This is a genomic window from Aureimonas sp. SK2 (genome assembly GCF_029813115.1).
Taxonomy (GTDB): Bacteria; Pseudomonadota; Alphaproteobacteria; order Rhizobiales; family Rhizobiaceae; genus Aureimonas.
Window position 1 is genome coordinate 100659 of the sequence record NZ_JAPZDS010000001.1, and the last position, 14715, is coordinate 115373.

Annotated in this window: 14 protein-coding genes; 13 read left to right on the forward strand and 1 reads right to left on the reverse strand. The window is 68.5% G+C overall.

Annotation, left to right across the window (positions count from 1 at the left end; translation table 11 throughout):
* Positions 1 to 44 precede the first annotated feature (44 nt).
* Genes O5O54_RS00490 through ruvB form a run of 4 tightly spaced genes read left to right on the forward strand, consistent with a single transcriptional unit; the run spans position 45 to position 2380 of the window.
* Entirely contained in the window at positions 45 to 314 is a 270-nt protein-coding gene (locus O5O54_RS00490) for an AbrB/MazE/SpoVT family DNA-binding domain-containing protein (protein WP_279477673.1), read from the forward strand.
* On the forward strand, positions 292 to 708 hold the full coding sequence (locus tag O5O54_RS00495) for a type II toxin-antitoxin system VapC family toxin (RefSeq protein WP_279477675.1): 417 nt from the start codon (positions 292 to 294) through the stop codon (positions 706 to 708). The genes O5O54_RS00490 and O5O54_RS00495 overlap by 23 nt, the downstream gene beginning before the upstream one ends.
* Complete coding sequence (gene ruvA / locus O5O54_RS00500) at positions 705 to 1325, forward strand: Holliday junction branch migration protein RuvA (protein WP_279477677.1); 621 nt, start codon at positions 705 to 707, stop codon at positions 1323 to 1325. Before O5O54_RS00495 ends, ruvA begins: the two co-directional genes overlap by 4 nt.
* 11 nt (positions 1326 to 1336) lie before the next feature.
* Positions 1337 to 2380 (forward strand): Holliday junction branch migration DNA helicase RuvB, encoded by a 1044-nt coding sequence (ruvB, locus tag O5O54_RS00505; protein WP_279477679.1) that lies wholly within the window; start codon positions 1337 to 1339, stop codon positions 2378 to 2380.
* A 249-nt stretch (positions 2381 to 2629) separates the two neighbouring features.
* On the opposite strand, the gene O5O54_RS00510 is transcribed toward ruvB, so the two are convergent.
* Positions 2630 to 4834, reverse strand: a complete 2205-nt coding sequence (locus O5O54_RS00510) for an esterase-like activity of phytase family protein (RefSeq protein ID WP_279477681.1) — start codon at positions 4832 to 4834, stop codon at positions 2630 to 2632.
* Positions 4835 to 4975: 141 nt separating this feature from the next.
* Here O5O54_RS00510 and ybgC point away from each other — a divergent pair, with 141 nt between their 5' ends.
* The 9 genes from ybgC (at position 4976) to ftsH (ending at position 14589) form a co-directional block, all read left to right on the forward strand.
* Positions 4976 to 5443 carry a tol-pal system-associated acyl-CoA thioesterase gene (ybgC, locus tag O5O54_RS00515; protein WP_279477684.1) on the forward strand — a complete coding sequence of 156 codons (468 nt, stop codon included), beginning with the start codon at positions 4976 to 4978 and terminating at the stop codon, positions 5441 to 5443.
* Between the two features lie 237 nt (positions 5444 to 5680).
* A complete protein-coding gene (tolQ, locus tag O5O54_RS00520; RefSeq protein WP_279477686.1) occupies positions 5681 to 6397 on the forward strand; it encodes a protein TolQ in 717 nt (238 codons plus the stop codon).
* A gap of 41 nt (positions 6398 to 6438) precedes the next feature.
* Positions 6439 to 6891 (forward strand): protein TolR, encoded by a 453-nt coding sequence (tolR, locus tag O5O54_RS00525; protein WP_279477688.1) that lies wholly within the window; start codon positions 6439 to 6441, stop codon positions 6889 to 6891.
* A gap of 10 nt (positions 6892 to 6901) precedes the next feature.
* Entirely contained in the window at positions 6902 to 8023 is a 1122-nt protein-coding gene (locus O5O54_RS00530) for a hypothetical protein (RefSeq protein ID WP_279477690.1), read from the forward strand.
* A 118-nt stretch (positions 8024 to 8141) separates the two neighbouring features.
* Positions 8142 to 9446: a Tol-Pal system beta propeller repeat protein TolB gene (tolB, locus tag O5O54_RS00535; protein ID WP_279477692.1), complete on the forward strand. Its 1305-nt coding sequence runs from the start codon at positions 8142 to 8144 to the stop codon at positions 9444 to 9446.
* A gap of 96 nt (positions 9447 to 9542) precedes the next feature.
* Positions 9543 to 10091, forward strand: a complete 549-nt coding sequence (gene pal / locus O5O54_RS00540; protein ID WP_279477694.1) for a peptidoglycan-associated lipoprotein Pal — start codon at positions 9543 to 9545, stop codon at positions 10089 to 10091.
* 202 nt (positions 10092 to 10293) lie between these two features.
* Entirely contained in the window at positions 10294 to 11232 is a 939-nt protein-coding gene (gene ybgF, locus O5O54_RS00545) for a tol-pal system protein YbgF (RefSeq protein WP_279477697.1), read from the forward strand.
* 19 nt (positions 11233 to 11251) lie between these two features.
* On the forward strand, positions 11252 to 12598 hold the full coding sequence (tilS, locus tag O5O54_RS00550; protein WP_279477699.1) for a tRNA lysidine(34) synthetase TilS: 1347 nt from the start codon (positions 11252 to 11254) through the stop codon (positions 12596 to 12598).
* Positions 12599 to 12651: 53 nt separating this feature from the next.
* Positions 12652 to 14589, forward strand: a complete 1938-nt coding sequence (gene ftsH, locus O5O54_RS00555; protein ID WP_279477701.1) for an ATP-dependent zinc metalloprotease FtsH — start codon at positions 12652 to 12654, stop codon at positions 14587 to 14589.
* The last annotated feature ends 126 nt before the right edge of the window (positions 14590 to 14715 follow it).

The window sequence follows — 14715 nt, forward strand, 5'->3', positions numbered from 1 at the left end:
TGCGAATAGGTAATACCCATCCGGTATTACTTGCGGAGGCTGCCATGCGCGTGACCGAGAAGGGGCAGGTGACGATCCCCAAGCCGATCCGCGACAAGCTCGGGATCGGGCCAGGGAGCGAGGTGGATTTCGTGGAGCGCGGTGATCGCGTCGAACTCGTCCGCGAGGATCTGCCCAGCGATCCGAAGCTCCGACGCGAGGAGATCCGGCGTCGTCTGGACGCCTTGCGCGGAACGATCGACACCAATGGCATGGACGGCAAGGAGTTCGTCGACTGGCTGAGAGGACCGCGTGACGACCTCGACCCTCGTTGATTCGAATATCTTCATCGACGTCTTCGGAACGGGACCGTTGCGCGACAGCGCGCTGGATGCGCTGACGGATGTCGCCGATGAAGGCGTCATCGTGCTCTCGCCGATCGTCTGGGCGGAACTCGCCTTCTCCCCGATGGCGGAGCCGCTTCTCTACCGATCGATTTCCTGGCTGTCCCTGAAGCGCGAGCCGCTCCCCTTCGAGGCCGCCTATCCCGCCGGGCAGGCCCATCGGCTCTACCGCCAGCGCGGCGGGCGCCGTGATCGCACGCTGCCCGACTTCCTGATCGGCGCCCATGCCACCGTCGCGGGCCACCGCCTCCTGACCCGCGACGCCTCGCGATACCGCGAGTACTTTCCCGACCTCCATATCATCTGCCCGGAGACGCATCCTTGATCGGCAAGCTGAAGGGCACCGTGGACACGGTCGAGGAGGACTGCGTCACGCTCGACGTCCACGGCGTCGGCTATGTCGCCTATTGCGGCGCGCGCACCCTGGCGAACCTGCCGGCGGCGGGGGAGGCGGCCTCGCTCTTCATCGAGACCTATGTGCGCGAGGATATGATCCGGCTCTACGGCTTCGCATCGGCCGCCGAGCGCGACTGGTTCCGCCTGCTCCAGAGCGTGCAGGGCGTCGGCGCCAAGGTGGCGCTGGCCGTCGTCGGCACCCTGTCGGCCGGCGATCTCGCCAACGCCATCGCGCTCCAGGACCGGACGATGGTGGCGCGCGCGCCGGGCGTCGGGCCGAAGGTCGCCGCGCGCATCGTCGCCGAGCTCAAGGACAAGGCGCCGGCCTTCTCGGGCGCGGCGGCGGTCGAGAGCTTCGGGCTGAAGCGCGACATCGGCGAGGGCGTGGCAAGCGCGCCGATCGCCGACGCGGTGTCGGCCCTCGTCAATCTCGGCTATTCGCGCGAGCAGGCGGCGGGCGCCGTCGCCGTCGCGGTGAAGGAGGCGGGCGAGGACGCACCGTCCACGACCCTGATCCGCCTCGGCCTCAAGGCGCTCAGCCGGTAAGGCGATAGATCATGAGCAACACACGCCTCATCACCCCCGAGAAGCGCGGCGAGGATGTCGACGCCTCGCTCCGCCCGCAGCGGCTCGACGACTTCGTCGGCCAGGCGGCGGCGCGCGCCAATCTCAAGATTTTCATCGAAGCGGCCAAGACGCGCGGCGAGGCGCTGGATCACGTGCTCTTCGTCGGCCCGCCGGGCCTCGGCAAGACGACGCTGGCGCAGATCATGGCCAAGGAACTCGGCGTCAACTTCCGCTCGACCTCGGGTCCCGTGATCGCCAAAGCCGGCGACCTCGCGGCGCTGCTGACCAATCTCGAAGAGCGGGACGTTCTCTTCATCGACGAGATCCATCGCCTGTCGCCGGCGGTGGAGGAGATCCTCTATCCCGCGATGGAGGACTTCCAGCTCGACCTCATCATCGGCGAGGGGCCGGCGGCGCGCTCGGTGAAGATCGACCTGTCGAAGTTCACGCTGGTGGCGGCGACCACCCGCATCGGCCTCCTGACGACGCCGCTGCGCGACCGGTTCGGCATTCCGGTGCGCCTCAACTTCTACACGATCGCCGAGCTGGAACACATCGTGAAGCGCGGGGCGCGGCTGATGAGCCTGCCCATGGGCGACGACGGCGCGCGCGAGATCGCCCGCCGCGCGCGGGGCACGCCCCGTATCGCCGGGCGCCTTCTGCGCCGCGTCCGCGACTTCGCGACCATGGCGGGATCGGAAGTGGTGGACCGGCGCATCGCCGACGAGGCGCTGACGCGGCTCGACGTCGACAGCCTCGGCCTCGACCAGCTCGACCGGCGCTATCTCGACCTGATCGCCCTCAACTTCGGCGGCGGCCCGGTCGGCATCGAAACCATCGCCGCCGCGCTCTCGGAGCCGCGCGACGCGATCGAGGACATCGTGGAGCCGTATCTTCTCCAGCAGGGCTTCATCCAGCGCACGCCGCGCGGCCGGCTCCTGACCCAGCATGCGTTCAAGCACCTCGGCCTCGCCGTGCCCTCGACCTACCAGGGCATTCAATCCAGCCTGTTCGAGGGCGATGACGACGAGTGAGGCAAGGCGTGGAGGATGCTCGCGGCTCCGCTCGTCGTCCCGCCCCCTCTTGGTAATCAACGCTGGGATGCGAAACTTCTTCCCGCGCCGTCATCCTCGGGCTTGACCCGAGGATCTGCGACTTAGCAGCGCTTCGACGTGAGTAGATCCTCGGGTCAAGCCCGAGGATGACGGCGGAAAGAAATGCGTCGTCTGGAAGGAGGGGCAAAATCCGAAGGGTCCGCCCCTTCGTTCATCGTAGAGTGAGCGTCAGTTGCCGAGCGCCGCCGACTGCTCGTCCAGCTTGCCGATTTCGAAGCACAGCGTCTCGCCCGACGAATCGTCCACGCCGTCATTGTCGGTGACGACGAAGGCGGTGCCGTCCTTGTCGATGGCGAGGCCTTCGACTTTGTCCACGACATAGCCGGCCGTCTGTGCCTTCAGGTCGGGCAGGAGGTCGCGCACCACGGTCTTGGTCACGGTCGGCAGCTCGCCGCCGAGGGGGGCGGGCTTGAGCTGGTCGAGCGACACGCGGGTGATCTGCTTCAGCCTGGCGGCGTCGCCGATCAGGTTGTCGCGCTCGATCAGGTAGGCGCTGTCGCCGGAGACGGTGATCTCGGACAGGCCGACCCAGGCGCCCTCGGCCGACGGCGCCTCCAGCGGATAGCGGACGGCGCCCCACGTCTTGGCGTCGAGGTCATAAGCGAGGAGCTTGGTCGTGTTCTTCGGGTCGTCCTTCCATGGGCGCTGGACCGCGATCCAGAGCGTGTTGTCCACCTTGGCGATGCCTTCCGCGCCGAAGCGCGTCTGGTGCTCCAGGAGCGCCGCGGGGAAGGCGACCTTTTCGATCACCGCGCCCTCGGCATCGATGCGCACGAGCTGGTGCGGCACGTCCTTCTCGGGATTGCCTTCGCTGGCCAGCCAGAAGCCGCCTGCACCGTCGAGCGTGATGCCCTCGATGTCGAGCTTCTCGGCCGGTGCGCCGTTCTCCGTCACCACCATCGCGTCGGTGATGCGGGCGGGCTTTTGCGTGGCGTCGATGGTGAAGATCGTCGGCGCCTTGCCGTAGACGCTGTCGCTCGCAGCAAAGAGGTGCTGCGGCTTCTCGGCGTCGGCCACCAGCGCGCCGAGCGCACCCCAACCGATCGGCACGCCGTCCTTTTCGACGGAGACGAGCTGCGGATAGGCGGCGGTTCCCTCCGCCCGCTCGTAGATCATGACATGGCTGCGCGCCGCGCCGTCCTCCACGAGGTCCGCCTCGTTGGCGGTGGCGAGGAGGTTGCGGCCGGGAATGGCGACCGCGCCCTCCGGCGAGATGCCGGACGGCAGGAGTTGGAGGAACTCGGGGGCCGCGCCGGTGTCGCGGTAGACGCCGACGGCGGAGCCGCGCTCGGACAGGACGAAGAAGAGGCGTTGGCCATCGAACTCGGCGACCTCCAGGCCCTCCGGCTCGACGCCCTTGGCGTCGGAGCGCTTGTCCGGATAGTGCCCGGCCTTGGCCACCTCCATCTCGAACGCGGCGCCCGCTTCGTACGACACCGTGCCGTCGCGATTGAAGATGGTGAAGCCGCGCGTGCCGCCCTTCCAGTCGCCCTCGTTGGCGGTTATCAGGCGATCGAGCCCAAGCCACTTCACCGCGTCGGGCTCGCGCGGCCGAGCCTCGATCGTGTCGGTGAAGGCGATCCGGCCGTCGTCCTGCGCGTCTACCTTGTCGAGCGCCACGGTGCCGGCGCTGAAGTGGCCGGTCACTTCACCCGTCTTGCCGTCGATCAGGACGATGTGATTGTTTTCCTGAAGCGTGACCGCCAATTCGTTGTTCGCGTTGAAGGAAACGAACTCCGGTTCCGGGTCCTCGCCGCCGATCTCCGCGAGGCCTGTCAGTTCGACCTTGCGGAGTGCGGCGCAGTCCGGGGTGCCATCGTTCAGTGGAAGCAGCACGACGAAGCCGGCCGGCATCTGCGGAAGGGCGCCGTCGTTCGCGTCCTCGTCGCGCTCGTTCTCGATGGCCACGGCTGCGAGCGTGCCGTCCGGCGAGACGGCGACGGAGTCCGGCTGGCCGCCGAGGTCGCAGCGCGCGGTGACCGTGCGGTCGGCCATGGAGACCACGGCGAGCTGGCCCGACGGGTTGGTGAAGCTCTCCGACGTGTTGACGCCGACGAGCACGTTGCCGCTGCTGACGGCCACCGACGTGGGCTCGCCGCCCTCGAAAGCGACGTAACCGGCGGCCTTCGGAGCGCGGGCGTCCGTGATGTCGACGAAGCCGATGCCGCCGTTCGGGCTGTCGGAATAAACCAGCGTGTTTCCGTCGGCCGAGGCCGCGATGATCTCGGCCGAGGTCTCGCTGCCGCGCTCCGCCTCGGGCAGGTTCAGCGCGACGGGAAAAGAGGCGATGCGGTTGAACACCGGCTCGGCCGTGGCGGGAAGGGCGGTGGACGCCAGGAGCGCGAGCGCGGCAGGCAGACGGATCGGACGCATGGAAGGTGCTTTCCCGGATTGGTCGGACACGCCCTCCAATCAGCCGGGCATCACGACGGGATGACAGAGGAATGACGGATCGATGACGGCGACCGCCGGCGGCGGTGGCGGCGCGGCCCGTGACGGTCTATGAGGCGCCCCATGACAGACCAGCTTTCCGGCCGTCTCATCGAGGGCGGCCACCGCCTCGACGTTCGCGTCTACTTCGAGGACACCGACTTTTCAGGTGTCGTCTATCACGCCCGCTACCTTCACTTTCTGGAGAGGGGGCGAACCGACTTCCTGCGCCTGCACGGGATCGGCCACCGCGCCCTGATGGACGGCGCGTTCGGCGAGCCGATGGCCTTCGCCGTCCGCTCGATGGAGATCGACTTCCGGCGTCCGGCCCGGATCGACGACATCCTCGGCGTCGAGACGCGCACCGTCCTCCTCGGCGGCGCACGGGTCGTCCTTCAGCAGCGGATCCTGTGCGGGACCGAAGTGCTGGTGGAGGCGAAGGTGAAGGTGGCCGTGGTCTCGCCGGACGGACGCCCGCGCCGGATGCCGCCGGCCGTCGCCGAGCGCCTGGGCGGTCCAGCGGCTGCCGACGAGGATGCCGCAGCGCGGTAAAACACGGCACGAAAACGATTTGTTAACCCTAACGATGCTTCATAGCGTCGGAGGGATCAGCCTCTCCATGCCATTCTTTCACCGGATTCAAACGGTCAAAGAGCGCCGTGGACGACGTTTTGCGCCGACGGTTCGGCGGGGGCGTCGTTCCTGTCGTGGCAGGGGGTGATCAGCCGGGGGCGCCGTGCGTCCCGAGCCACCATGACGATCCGACGGATTCGAGGGACGCAAGAGGAAATGAACGAGGTCGCTCAGACTGCGCTGGCCGCGCCGGCCCACGACATGTCGCTCATGGGGCTTTTCTGGCAGGCCGGGTTCATCGTCAAGTTCGTGATGATCGGGCTGCTCGCGGCCTCCGTCTGGACCTGGGCGATCATCTTCGACAAGTGGCAGCGTTACGCCCGCTTCCGCCGTCAGCTCAACCAGTTCGAGAACAACTTCTGGTCCGGCCAGTCGCTGGAGGAACTGTACCACACGCTCTCGGACCGCAAGACCAGCGGCATGGGCGCGCTGTTCGTCGCCGCCATGCGCGAGTGGAAGAAGAGCTTCGAGAAGGGCGCCCGTTCGCCAATCGGCCTTCAGACCCGTATCGAGAAGGCGATGGACGTGACCATGGCCCGCGAGATGGAGGGGCTGGAGTCGCGCCTCGGGTTCCTCGCGACCGTCGGCTCGGCCGCGCCCTTCGTCGGCCTCTTCGGCACGGTGGTCGGCATCATGACCGCCTTCCAGTCGATCGCCGCCTCCGAGCAGACGAGCCTTGCGGTCGTCGCGCCCGGCATCGCCGAGGCGCTGCTCGCCACCGCCATCGGCCTCGTCGCCGCCATTCCGGCCGTCGTCGCCTACAACAAGCTCTCGGCGGATGCCGGCAAGCTCGGGGCCCGGCTCGAAGCCTTCGCCGACGAGTTCTCGTCCATCCTGTCGCGCCAGATCGACGAGCGCTCGGCCGCGCGCTGAGCGCCGCGCCGGCTCGTTCCAATTCTTGAGGGGTCGTTTCCATGGGCATGTCGACGGGAGCTTCGTCTGGGGGCGGATCGCGCCGCGGGCGTCGCGCGCGCAAGGCGCCCATGGCCGAGATCAATATGACGCCGATGGTCGACGTCATGCTGGTGCTGCTCATCATCTTCATGGTGGCGGCGCCCTTGATGACGGTCGGCGTGCCGCTGGACCTGCCCAAGACCAACGCCAAGGCGCTCTCGGCCGACAAGCAGCCGATCACCATCTCCGTCCAGAAGGGTGGCGAGGTGTTCCTGCAGGAAACGCCGGTCGCGCCGGACGCCATCGTCGAGCAGCTGAAAGCCATCGCCGAGGCGGGCTACGAGGAGCGCATCTTCCTGCGCGCCGACAGTTCTGCCGACTACGGCACCGTGATGAAGGTCATGTCGCGCATCTCGGCCGCCGGCTTCAAGAACATCGGTCTCGTGACCTCGCAGGAAACGGCGGGAAGCTGACGCGCGGCCGATGAAACCCCTTGCCACCTCCACGATCCTGCACACGGCCATCCTCACCTGGGGGCTGTGGCATTTTGGGACGCCGGAAAAGCTCGAAATGGGCGGCGAGGCGCTGCCCGTCACGCTGATCACGGACGTCAGCCAGGCGACGCTCGGCGCAGAGGACGCGCCGGAGGCGGAAAAGTCCGCGCCGACGCCGACCAAGACGCCAGAGAAGCTGCCGATGCCGGCCGAGAACGTCGGCGACAACGAGGTGGACCTCAAGACGCCCCCGGCGCCCAAGCCCTCGCCGCATGAGAACGTCTCGACGGCCGAGGCGCCCCCGCCGCCTCCGCCCCCGGCCGTGACGCCGCAGGCGCGGCCCGAGCCGGCGCCCGCGCCGCCGGAGCCGACGCCGCCCCAGCCGCCGGCCGAGGTCGCGGAAGCGCCGCCCGAGCCGACGCCGGCCGAGGCTGCGCCCGAGATCGACCCGCTCGCTGCCGAGATCGCCAAGGCAGAGGCCGAGACGCCCGCGCCCCCGCGCAACGTGCCCCTGCCGCAGGTGAAGCCGAAGCCGCCCGAGCCCGTGAAGGCGCCGGAGCCGGTGAAGGTCGCCGAGGCGAAGAAGCCCGAGCCGGTCAAGGAGCCCGCCAAGGAACCGGCGAAAGAGGCGTCGAAGTCCAAGGAGAAGCCGAAGGAGACCAAGAAGCCGGCGGCCCAGACCTCTTCGGAGAAGCAGTTCGACGCCGACGCGATCGCCGCGCTCCTCAACAAGCAGGATTCCTCCGGCGGCGGTGCCAAGCGCTCGACCCAGCAGGCGGCGCTCGGCGCCACGCGCCAGACGGGCGGCTCGCTGTCGCAGAGCGAGATGGACGCCCTGCGCGGCCAGATCTCCAAGTGCTGGAACCCACCGGCCGGCAACGTGGACGCGGGCAGTTTCCGGGTGAAGATCTCCATGCAGCTCGGCCCGACGGGCGAGCTGGAGGGGATGCCGGAAATCGTCTCGGGCGGCGGCGCCTCCACCGCGGAGCGGGCGGCGAGCGAAGCGGCGATCCGCGCCGTGCGCCGCTGCGCGCCCTACAACCTGCCGGCCGAGAAGTACGACACCTGGGCTCAGGTCACCGTCAACTTCGATCCGAGCCAGATGTTCTGATCCTCAAGCCTTTCGCGGCGGCGTGCCGTCGCCGCCTCGTCATTTTCTCATGCGAACAACGGGTTGCCGCAGAACGCTGCGGCATCGAGCCCGACGCCCAAACGGGAAGGTCCCGCCCATGACGCGCTTCATCCGATCCCTGGCCCTTGCTCTCGCCACCGCCACCGCCGGCCTCGCGCTGGCGACCGGCGCTCATGCCCAGGTCGAGATCGACGTCACCCAGGGCAACGTCCAGCCGCTGCCGATCGCCCTGCCGAACTTCCAGTCGCGCGACGCGCTGGGCGCCAAGCTGATCGAGGTGGTCACGGCCGACCTCAAGCGCTCGGGCCTCTTCGCGCCGATCAACCCGGCGGCCTTCATCCAGAAGGACGTCACGCCGGACGCGACGCCGCGCTTTCAGGACTGGACCGTCATCAACGCCCAGGCGCTCGTCACGGGCCGCGTGACGCCGGAGGCCGACGGTCGCCTGCGCGTCGAGTTCCGCCTGTGGGACACCTATGCCGGGCAGCAGCTCGACGGGCAGCAGTTCTATGCCAGCCCGGACAACTGGCGCCGCATCGCCCACATCATCGCCGACGCGATCTACGAGCGCCTGACGGGCGAGAAGGGCTATTTCGACACGCGCGTCGTCTTCGTGGACGAGAGCGGGTCGAAGACCGACCGCAAGAAGCGCCTCGCCATCATGGACCAGGACGGCGCCAACGTGCGCTATCTCAGCCAGGGCAACGACCTCGTCCTCACGCCCCGCTTCTCGCCCAACCGGCAGGAGATCACCTACATGTCCTTCGGGCAGGGCGAGCCGCGCGTCTACCTCCTCCAGCTCGAGACCGGGCAGCGCGAAGTGGTCGGCAACTTCCCCGGCATGACCTTCTCGCCCCGCTTCTCGCCGGACGGGCAGAAGGTGGTGATGAGCCTCCAGCAGGACGGCAACTCCAACATCTACGCGATGGACCTGCGCTCGCGCGCCACGACGCGCCTGACCTCGACCAACGCCATCGACACCTCGCCCTCCTATTCGCCGGACGGCTCCAAGGTCGTGTTCGAGAGCGACCGCGGCGGGCGCTCGCAGATCTACGTCATGGGCGCCGACGGTTCGGGCCAGACCCGCATCTCCTTCGGCCAGGGCACCTACAACACCCCCGTATGGAGCCCGCGCGGCGATCTCATCGCCTTCACCAAGCAGACGGGCGGCCAGTTCCAGATCGGCGTGATGAAGCCGGACGGCTCGGGCGAGCGCATCCTCACGTCGTCCTTCCACGCGGAAGGGCCGACCTGGGCGCCGAACGGGCGCGTCATCATGTTCTTCCGCGATCAGGGCGGCGGTCCGCAGCTCTATTCGATCGACCTCACGGGCCGGAACGAGCAGAAGGTCGCCACCCCGAACTACGCGTCGGATCCGGCCTGGTCGCCGGCTCTGGAGTAGGATTCGTCAGCCTTTTCAATCCCCTGTTGACCACTCGTTAACCCACAACATGGTAAACGAGGGCCATACGGAATTCACATACGCAAGGAGACGGCCATGCGCCGCATCGCTACTGGGGTCCATGGTCGTATCGCCCTCGCGCTGGTCGCGGCGCTGGCGCTCTCGGCCTGCGCCAAGAAGAACGCCGGCCTGCCGGACAACGCCGCGGGCCTCGGCCTCGGCGGCGCGGGCGGCATGGGTGGCGCCGGCGGCATGGGCGGCGCGGGTTCGGCGGCGCCGGGCACCAGCCAGGACTTCACCGTCAACGTCGGCGACCGCATTTTCTTCGACACGGACTCCTCGTCGATCCGCGCCGACGCGCAGCAGACGCTCGCCCGCCAGGCGCAGTGGCTGAACCAGTACCGCAACTACTCCATCACGGTCGAAGGCCATGCCGACGAGCGCGGCACGCGCGAGTACAACCTCGCCCTCGGCGCCCGCCGCGCGGCTGCCACGCGCGACTATCTCGCCAGCCAGGGCGTGGCGGCGAATCGCATGCGCACCATCTCCTACGGCAAGGAGCGCCCGGTGGCCGTGTGCGACGACATCTCCTGCTGGTCTCAGAACCGCCGCGCCGTCACCGTCCTGTCGGGAGCTGGCAGCTGATCTGCGGCATTTCTGCAACATTCATCATTTGGAAGCGGCCCTGCGGGGCCGTTTCGCGTCTCTGCGCCCCTGTCTGTGCTAGCACCGGCCAAACTTTGGACGCCTTCCGCCTATCCAAGCTGAACGGTCGACAGGTCGTCGCCCGATCGGCCGCAGAGCCTTGACGGCGACGGGCCTCCAGCGATCCCGAGGGGATTTCCGCATGGCCAGCATGAAGCTCGCAACCGTCTCCATTCTCGCACTCGCCACGCTGGCCGGGCCGGCCGCCGCGCTGAACCTGCCGTTCGGCCTCGGCGGATCGGGCGACCGCGCGCCCGTCGTCTCGCAGGAGCCGGCACCCGTCCTCATGGCGCAGGCCAGCGACGGCGGTGTCCGCATCTCGCAGATGGAAGAGGAGATGCGGCGGCTGACCGGCAAGGTCGAGGAGCTGTCCTTCCTCGTGCTCCAACTCCAGGAGCAGCTCCGCAAGTCGCAGGAGGACAACGAGTTCCGCTTCCAGGACCTGGAAGGCAAGGGCTCGGGCAGCGCGGCCAAGCCTGCCGAGCGCCGCACCGAGATCACCCCGGCGGTGCCGACCGGCGGCGACCGCGTGGCCTCCGCCGCGCCGCCGAGCGCCAACGATGCGACGGCGCCCGCTTCCGCCGCGCCGCAGACGGACGAGATCGGCGCGCTGCTCGGCGATACCAGCTTGAACGAGCCCGCAGCGCCCGCCACGCCACTGCCCGGCTCGTCCCAGGTCGCCTCCATCGCCACCAACGGCCCGGTGGAGATGTATTCGCTCGGCTACAACTACATGCTGGCGGGCGACTACCAGCTCGCCGAGAACACGTTCCGCCAGTACACCCAGACCTATCCGAGCTCGCAGGACGCGGCCGACGCGCAGTACTGGCTGGGCGAGGCCCTCTACGCCCAGAAGAAGTACCGCGACGCCGCCGAGGTCTTCCTGAACGCGCAGAAGGCGCATCCCAAGAGCGGCAAGGCGCCGGAGATGATGCTGAAGCTCGGCATGTCGCTCGCCCGCCTCAACAATCGGGAGACGGCCTGCGTCACCTATGCCGAGGTCGGCAAGCGCTATCCGGAGATGAGCTCCAATGTGAAGCGCAAGCTCGAGGGCGAGGAAAAGGCCGCCAACTGCGCCTGACGCCCCGGCGTCCCTTGCCATGACATCCGAAACGGCCGAGGCGATCCGCATCGCGCTCGGCCGTTTCGCGTCGGCACGGGCGCCGCTCCGCCGCATCCTTCTCGCGGTCTCGGGCGGCCCCGACTCCCTGGCGCTTCTGCTCGCCTGCGCCGATCGCGCGCTCCCTGCCGAGGTGGCGGTCGCAACGGTGGATCATGGGTTGCGGCCCGGCTCGGCTGCGGAGGCAGCATTCGTCGCGGGCCTTTGCCGCGATCTCGGTCTGCCGCATCGCACGCTTGTCTGGCGCGAGGCGGCCTGCGCGCGCGGCAACCTGATGGAGGCCGCTCGCGACGCGCGATACGCGCTGTTGGCGTGCGAGGCCGCGCGGGTCGGCGCCGATGCGATCCTGGCCGCTCACCATGCCGACGACCAGCTCGAAACGCATCTCCTGGCACGTGCCCGCGGTGCGGTGGGGGCCGGCCTCGCCGGCATGCGGCCCTGGCGGGATCTCGAACCGGGCCTCGCGCTGTTGCGCCCTTTCCTCTCGCTTCCCAAGCGCGTGCTCGAAGAGGCCGTGGCCCGCGCCGGGCTGGACCCGGTGCGCGATCCGACCAACGCGGACGAGCGCTATCGCCGCGCCAGGGTCCGTCGGGAGCTTGCCGACGGCCTTCACGACACCTTGGCGCTGGCGGGGTCCATCGCTTCCGCCGGCCGCCTGCGCGAGGCCGAGGATGCCAAACTCGGCGAGCGCATCGACCGAGCCGCCTGGGACGGGCGGCTGCACTCGGACGATGCCGGGGTCGTGACCTTCCGGCCGGAGGGCGACGATGGGATTCTCTGGGCGAGGCTCCTGACGGCGGCGGGCGGGGCGGCCCGCCCGCCGGACCGATCGGCGGTGGCGCGCCTGATCGCCCGCTTTTCCACGGAGGGCGCTTCGGCGGCCACGCTGAACGGCTGCCGGATTGAGCGGGGGGAGGGCACGTTCCGCCTGACGCGGGAGTTCGGACGCACCGGGCCACCGTCCCTGGAGCTTGGAGCCGCCGATGCGCGATGTTTCGACCATCGCTTCGATCTTACAGGCTCTCCGCCTCCCGGCGCCGCGCGTGTCGTCGCCTTGGGACGCCTCGGCCTGGGAGGCGACGTTCAGCGCACGCTGCCCGTCTGTGTCGATGCGGCGGGTGATCCGGTCGCCACCCATCCGGCCCTCGGCGAGCGCTTCGCATCGCTGCCCGCGCTCGCTCTGCGGCAAAGGGTCGGATGGCGTATCGCCATCGATCTGCCGGGCTTTCCGGGGACTCGATTAACCGCCGAACCCCAAATTGCCGCAAATCCGTTGAAGCCTGTTGGCAAGGATTTGGCGGCCACCTATCTTCGATGCCGTGTCTAGGTTCGGCCACCGTAAATGGATGGGCGTATCGAGGCGTCATCCCAGGACGGATAATGAACCAGAACTTCCGGAATTTCGCCCTTTGGGCGATCATCGCGCTTCTGCTGATCGCGCTGTTCCAGCTGTTTTCGAACGGCTCGCAGAACGCGAACACGCGGGAGATTCCCTATTCGCAGTTCCTGTCGGACGTCGATTCGGGCCGTGTGCGCTCCGTGACGATCCAGGGACAGCGCATTTCCGGGAGCTATACGGACGCGTCCAGCCCGTTCCAGACCTTCTCGCCGGGCGATCCGCAGCTGATCCAGCGCCTGGAAGGCAAGAACATCACGATCAACGCCAGCCCGCCGTCGGACAATACCAACCCGATCTGGTCGATGCTGCTGTCCTTCGGCCCGATCCTCCTCATCCTCGGCGTCTGGATCTTCCTGATGCGGCAGATGCAGGGCGGAGCCGGCGGCAAGGCCATGGGCTTCGGCAAGTCCAAGGCCAAGCTTCTGACCGAGGCGCACGGGCGCGTCACCTTCGCCGACGTCGCGGGTGTGGACGAGGCCAAGCAGGACCTCGAGGAGATCGTCGAATTCCTGCGCGAGCCGCAGAAGTTCCAGCGCCTCGGCGGCAAGATTCCGCGCGGCGTGCTGCTCGTCGGCCCTCCGGGCACCGGTAAGACGCTGACGGCACGCGCCGTCGCGGGCGAGGCCAACGTGCCCTTCTTCACCATCTCGGGCTCCGACTTCGTCGAGATGTTCGTCGGCGTCGGCGCCAGCCGCGTGCGCGACATGTTCGAGCAGGCCAAGAAGAACGCGCCCTGCATCATCTTCATCGACGAGATCGACGCCGTCGGCCGCCATCGCGGCGCGGGCCTGGGCGGCGGCAACGACGAGCGCGAGCAGACCCTGAACCAGCTCCTCGTCGAGATGGACGGCTTCGAGGCGAACGAGGGCATCATCCTCATCGCAGCGACTAACCGTCCGGACGTGCTCGACCCCGCTCTCCTGCGTCCCGGCCGCTTCGACCGTCAGGTCATGGTGCCGAACCCGGATGTCGGCGGGCGCGAGAAGATCCTGAAGGTGCACGTGCGCAACGTGCCACTGGCTCCGAACGTCGATCTGCGCACCATCGCGCGCGGCACGCCGGGCTTCTCGGGCGCCGACCTCGCCAACCTCGTCAACGAGGCGGCGCTGATGGCGGCCCGCCGTTCCAAGCGCCTCGTGACGATGCTGGAGTTCGAGGACGCCAAGGACAAGGTCATGATGGGCGCCGAGCGCCGGTCCATGGCCATGACCGAGGAAGAGAAGAAGCTCACCGCCTATCACGAGGCGGGCCACGCCCTCGTCGGCATCTACGTCCCGCACAACGATCCGCTGCACAAGGTCACGATCATTCCGCGCGGCCGGGCGCTGGGCGTCACCATGAATCTGCCGGAGCGCGACCGCTACGGCATGCGCAAGATCGAGATGGAGGCGCGCCTCGCCATGATCTTCGGCGGCCGTGCCGCCGAGGAGATCATCTACGGGCTCGACAACGTCACGACGGGCGCGTCCAACGATATCCAGCAGGCCACCAACATGGCCCGCGCGATGGTCATGGAATACGGCATGAGCGACAAGCTCGGCCGCCTGCGCTACCGCCAGAACCAGGAAGAGGTCTTCCTCGGCCATTCGGTCTCGCAGCAGCAGAACATGTCGGAGGAGACGGCGCGGCTGATCGACTCCGAGGTGCGCGGCATCATCGAAGTCGCCGAGAACCGGGCGCGCGCGGTTCTGCGCGAGCACATCGACGATCTCCATACCCTGACCAACGGGCTTCTCGAGTACGAGACCCTGTCGGGCGACGAGGTGCGCGATCTCCTGGCCGGCAAGACGCTGGCCCGCGACATGGGCGACGACACGCCGCCCTCGCGCGGCTCGGCGGTGCCTAAGGCCGGTTCGGTCCGTCCGTCCGGTCCGCGCGACGACAAGGAAGGCGGGCTGGAGCCCCAGCCGACCGCCTGACGCCGGCAGGCGCCGGAGCGAACGATACGAGGCGGGCCTTCGGGTCCGCCTTTTTCGTGCCGATGGTGCGCTGCTCGCGGCTCGACGGCACACTGACATTCTTTTTTACTTTCTGAGCCATGCTCG

What these genes read in the sequence shown, in the direction of transcription:
- O5O54_RS00490 (WP_279477673.1), top strand. Translation starts at nt 45, where the DNA reads ATGCGCGTGACCGAGAAGGGGCAGGTGACGATCCCCAAGCCGATCCGC.
- ruvB (WP_279477679.1), top strand. Translation starts at nt 1,337, where the DNA reads ATGAGCAACACACGCCTCATCACCCCCGAGAAGCGCGGCGAGGATGTC.
- O5O54_RS00510 (WP_279477681.1), bottom strand. Translation starts at nt 4,834, where the DNA reads ATGCGTCCGATCCGTCTGCCTGCCGCGCTCGCGCTCCTGGCGTCCACC.
- ybgC (WP_279477684.1), top strand. Translation starts at nt 4,976, where the DNA reads ATGACAGACCAGCTTTCCGGCCGTCTCATCGAGGGCGGCCACCGCCTC.
- tolQ (WP_279477686.1), top strand. Translation starts at nt 5,681, where the DNA reads ATGAACGAGGTCGCTCAGACTGCGCTGGCCGCGCCGGCCCACGACATG.
- tolR (WP_279477688.1), top strand. Translation starts at nt 6,439, where the DNA reads ATGGGCATGTCGACGGGAGCTTCGTCTGGGGGCGGATCGCGCCGCGGG.
- O5O54_RS00530 (WP_279477690.1), top strand. Translation starts at nt 6,902, where the DNA reads ATGAAACCCCTTGCCACCTCCACGATCCTGCACACGGCCATCCTCACC.
- tolB (WP_279477692.1), top strand. Translation starts at nt 8,142, where the DNA reads ATGACGCGCTTCATCCGATCCCTGGCCCTTGCTCTCGCCACCGCCACC.
- pal (WP_279477694.1), top strand. Translation starts at nt 9,543, where the DNA reads ATGCGCCGCATCGCTACTGGGGTCCATGGTCGTATCGCCCTCGCGCTG.
- ybgF (WP_279477697.1), top strand. Translation starts at nt 10,294, where the DNA reads ATGGCCAGCATGAAGCTCGCAACCGTCTCCATTCTCGCACTCGCCACG.
- tilS (WP_279477699.1), top strand. Translation starts at nt 11,252, where the DNA reads ATGACATCCGAAACGGCCGAGGCGATCCGCATCGCGCTCGGCCGTTTC.
- ftsH (WP_279477701.1), top strand. Translation starts at nt 12,652, where the DNA reads ATGAACCAGAACTTCCGGAATTTCGCCCTTTGGGCGATCATCGCGCTT.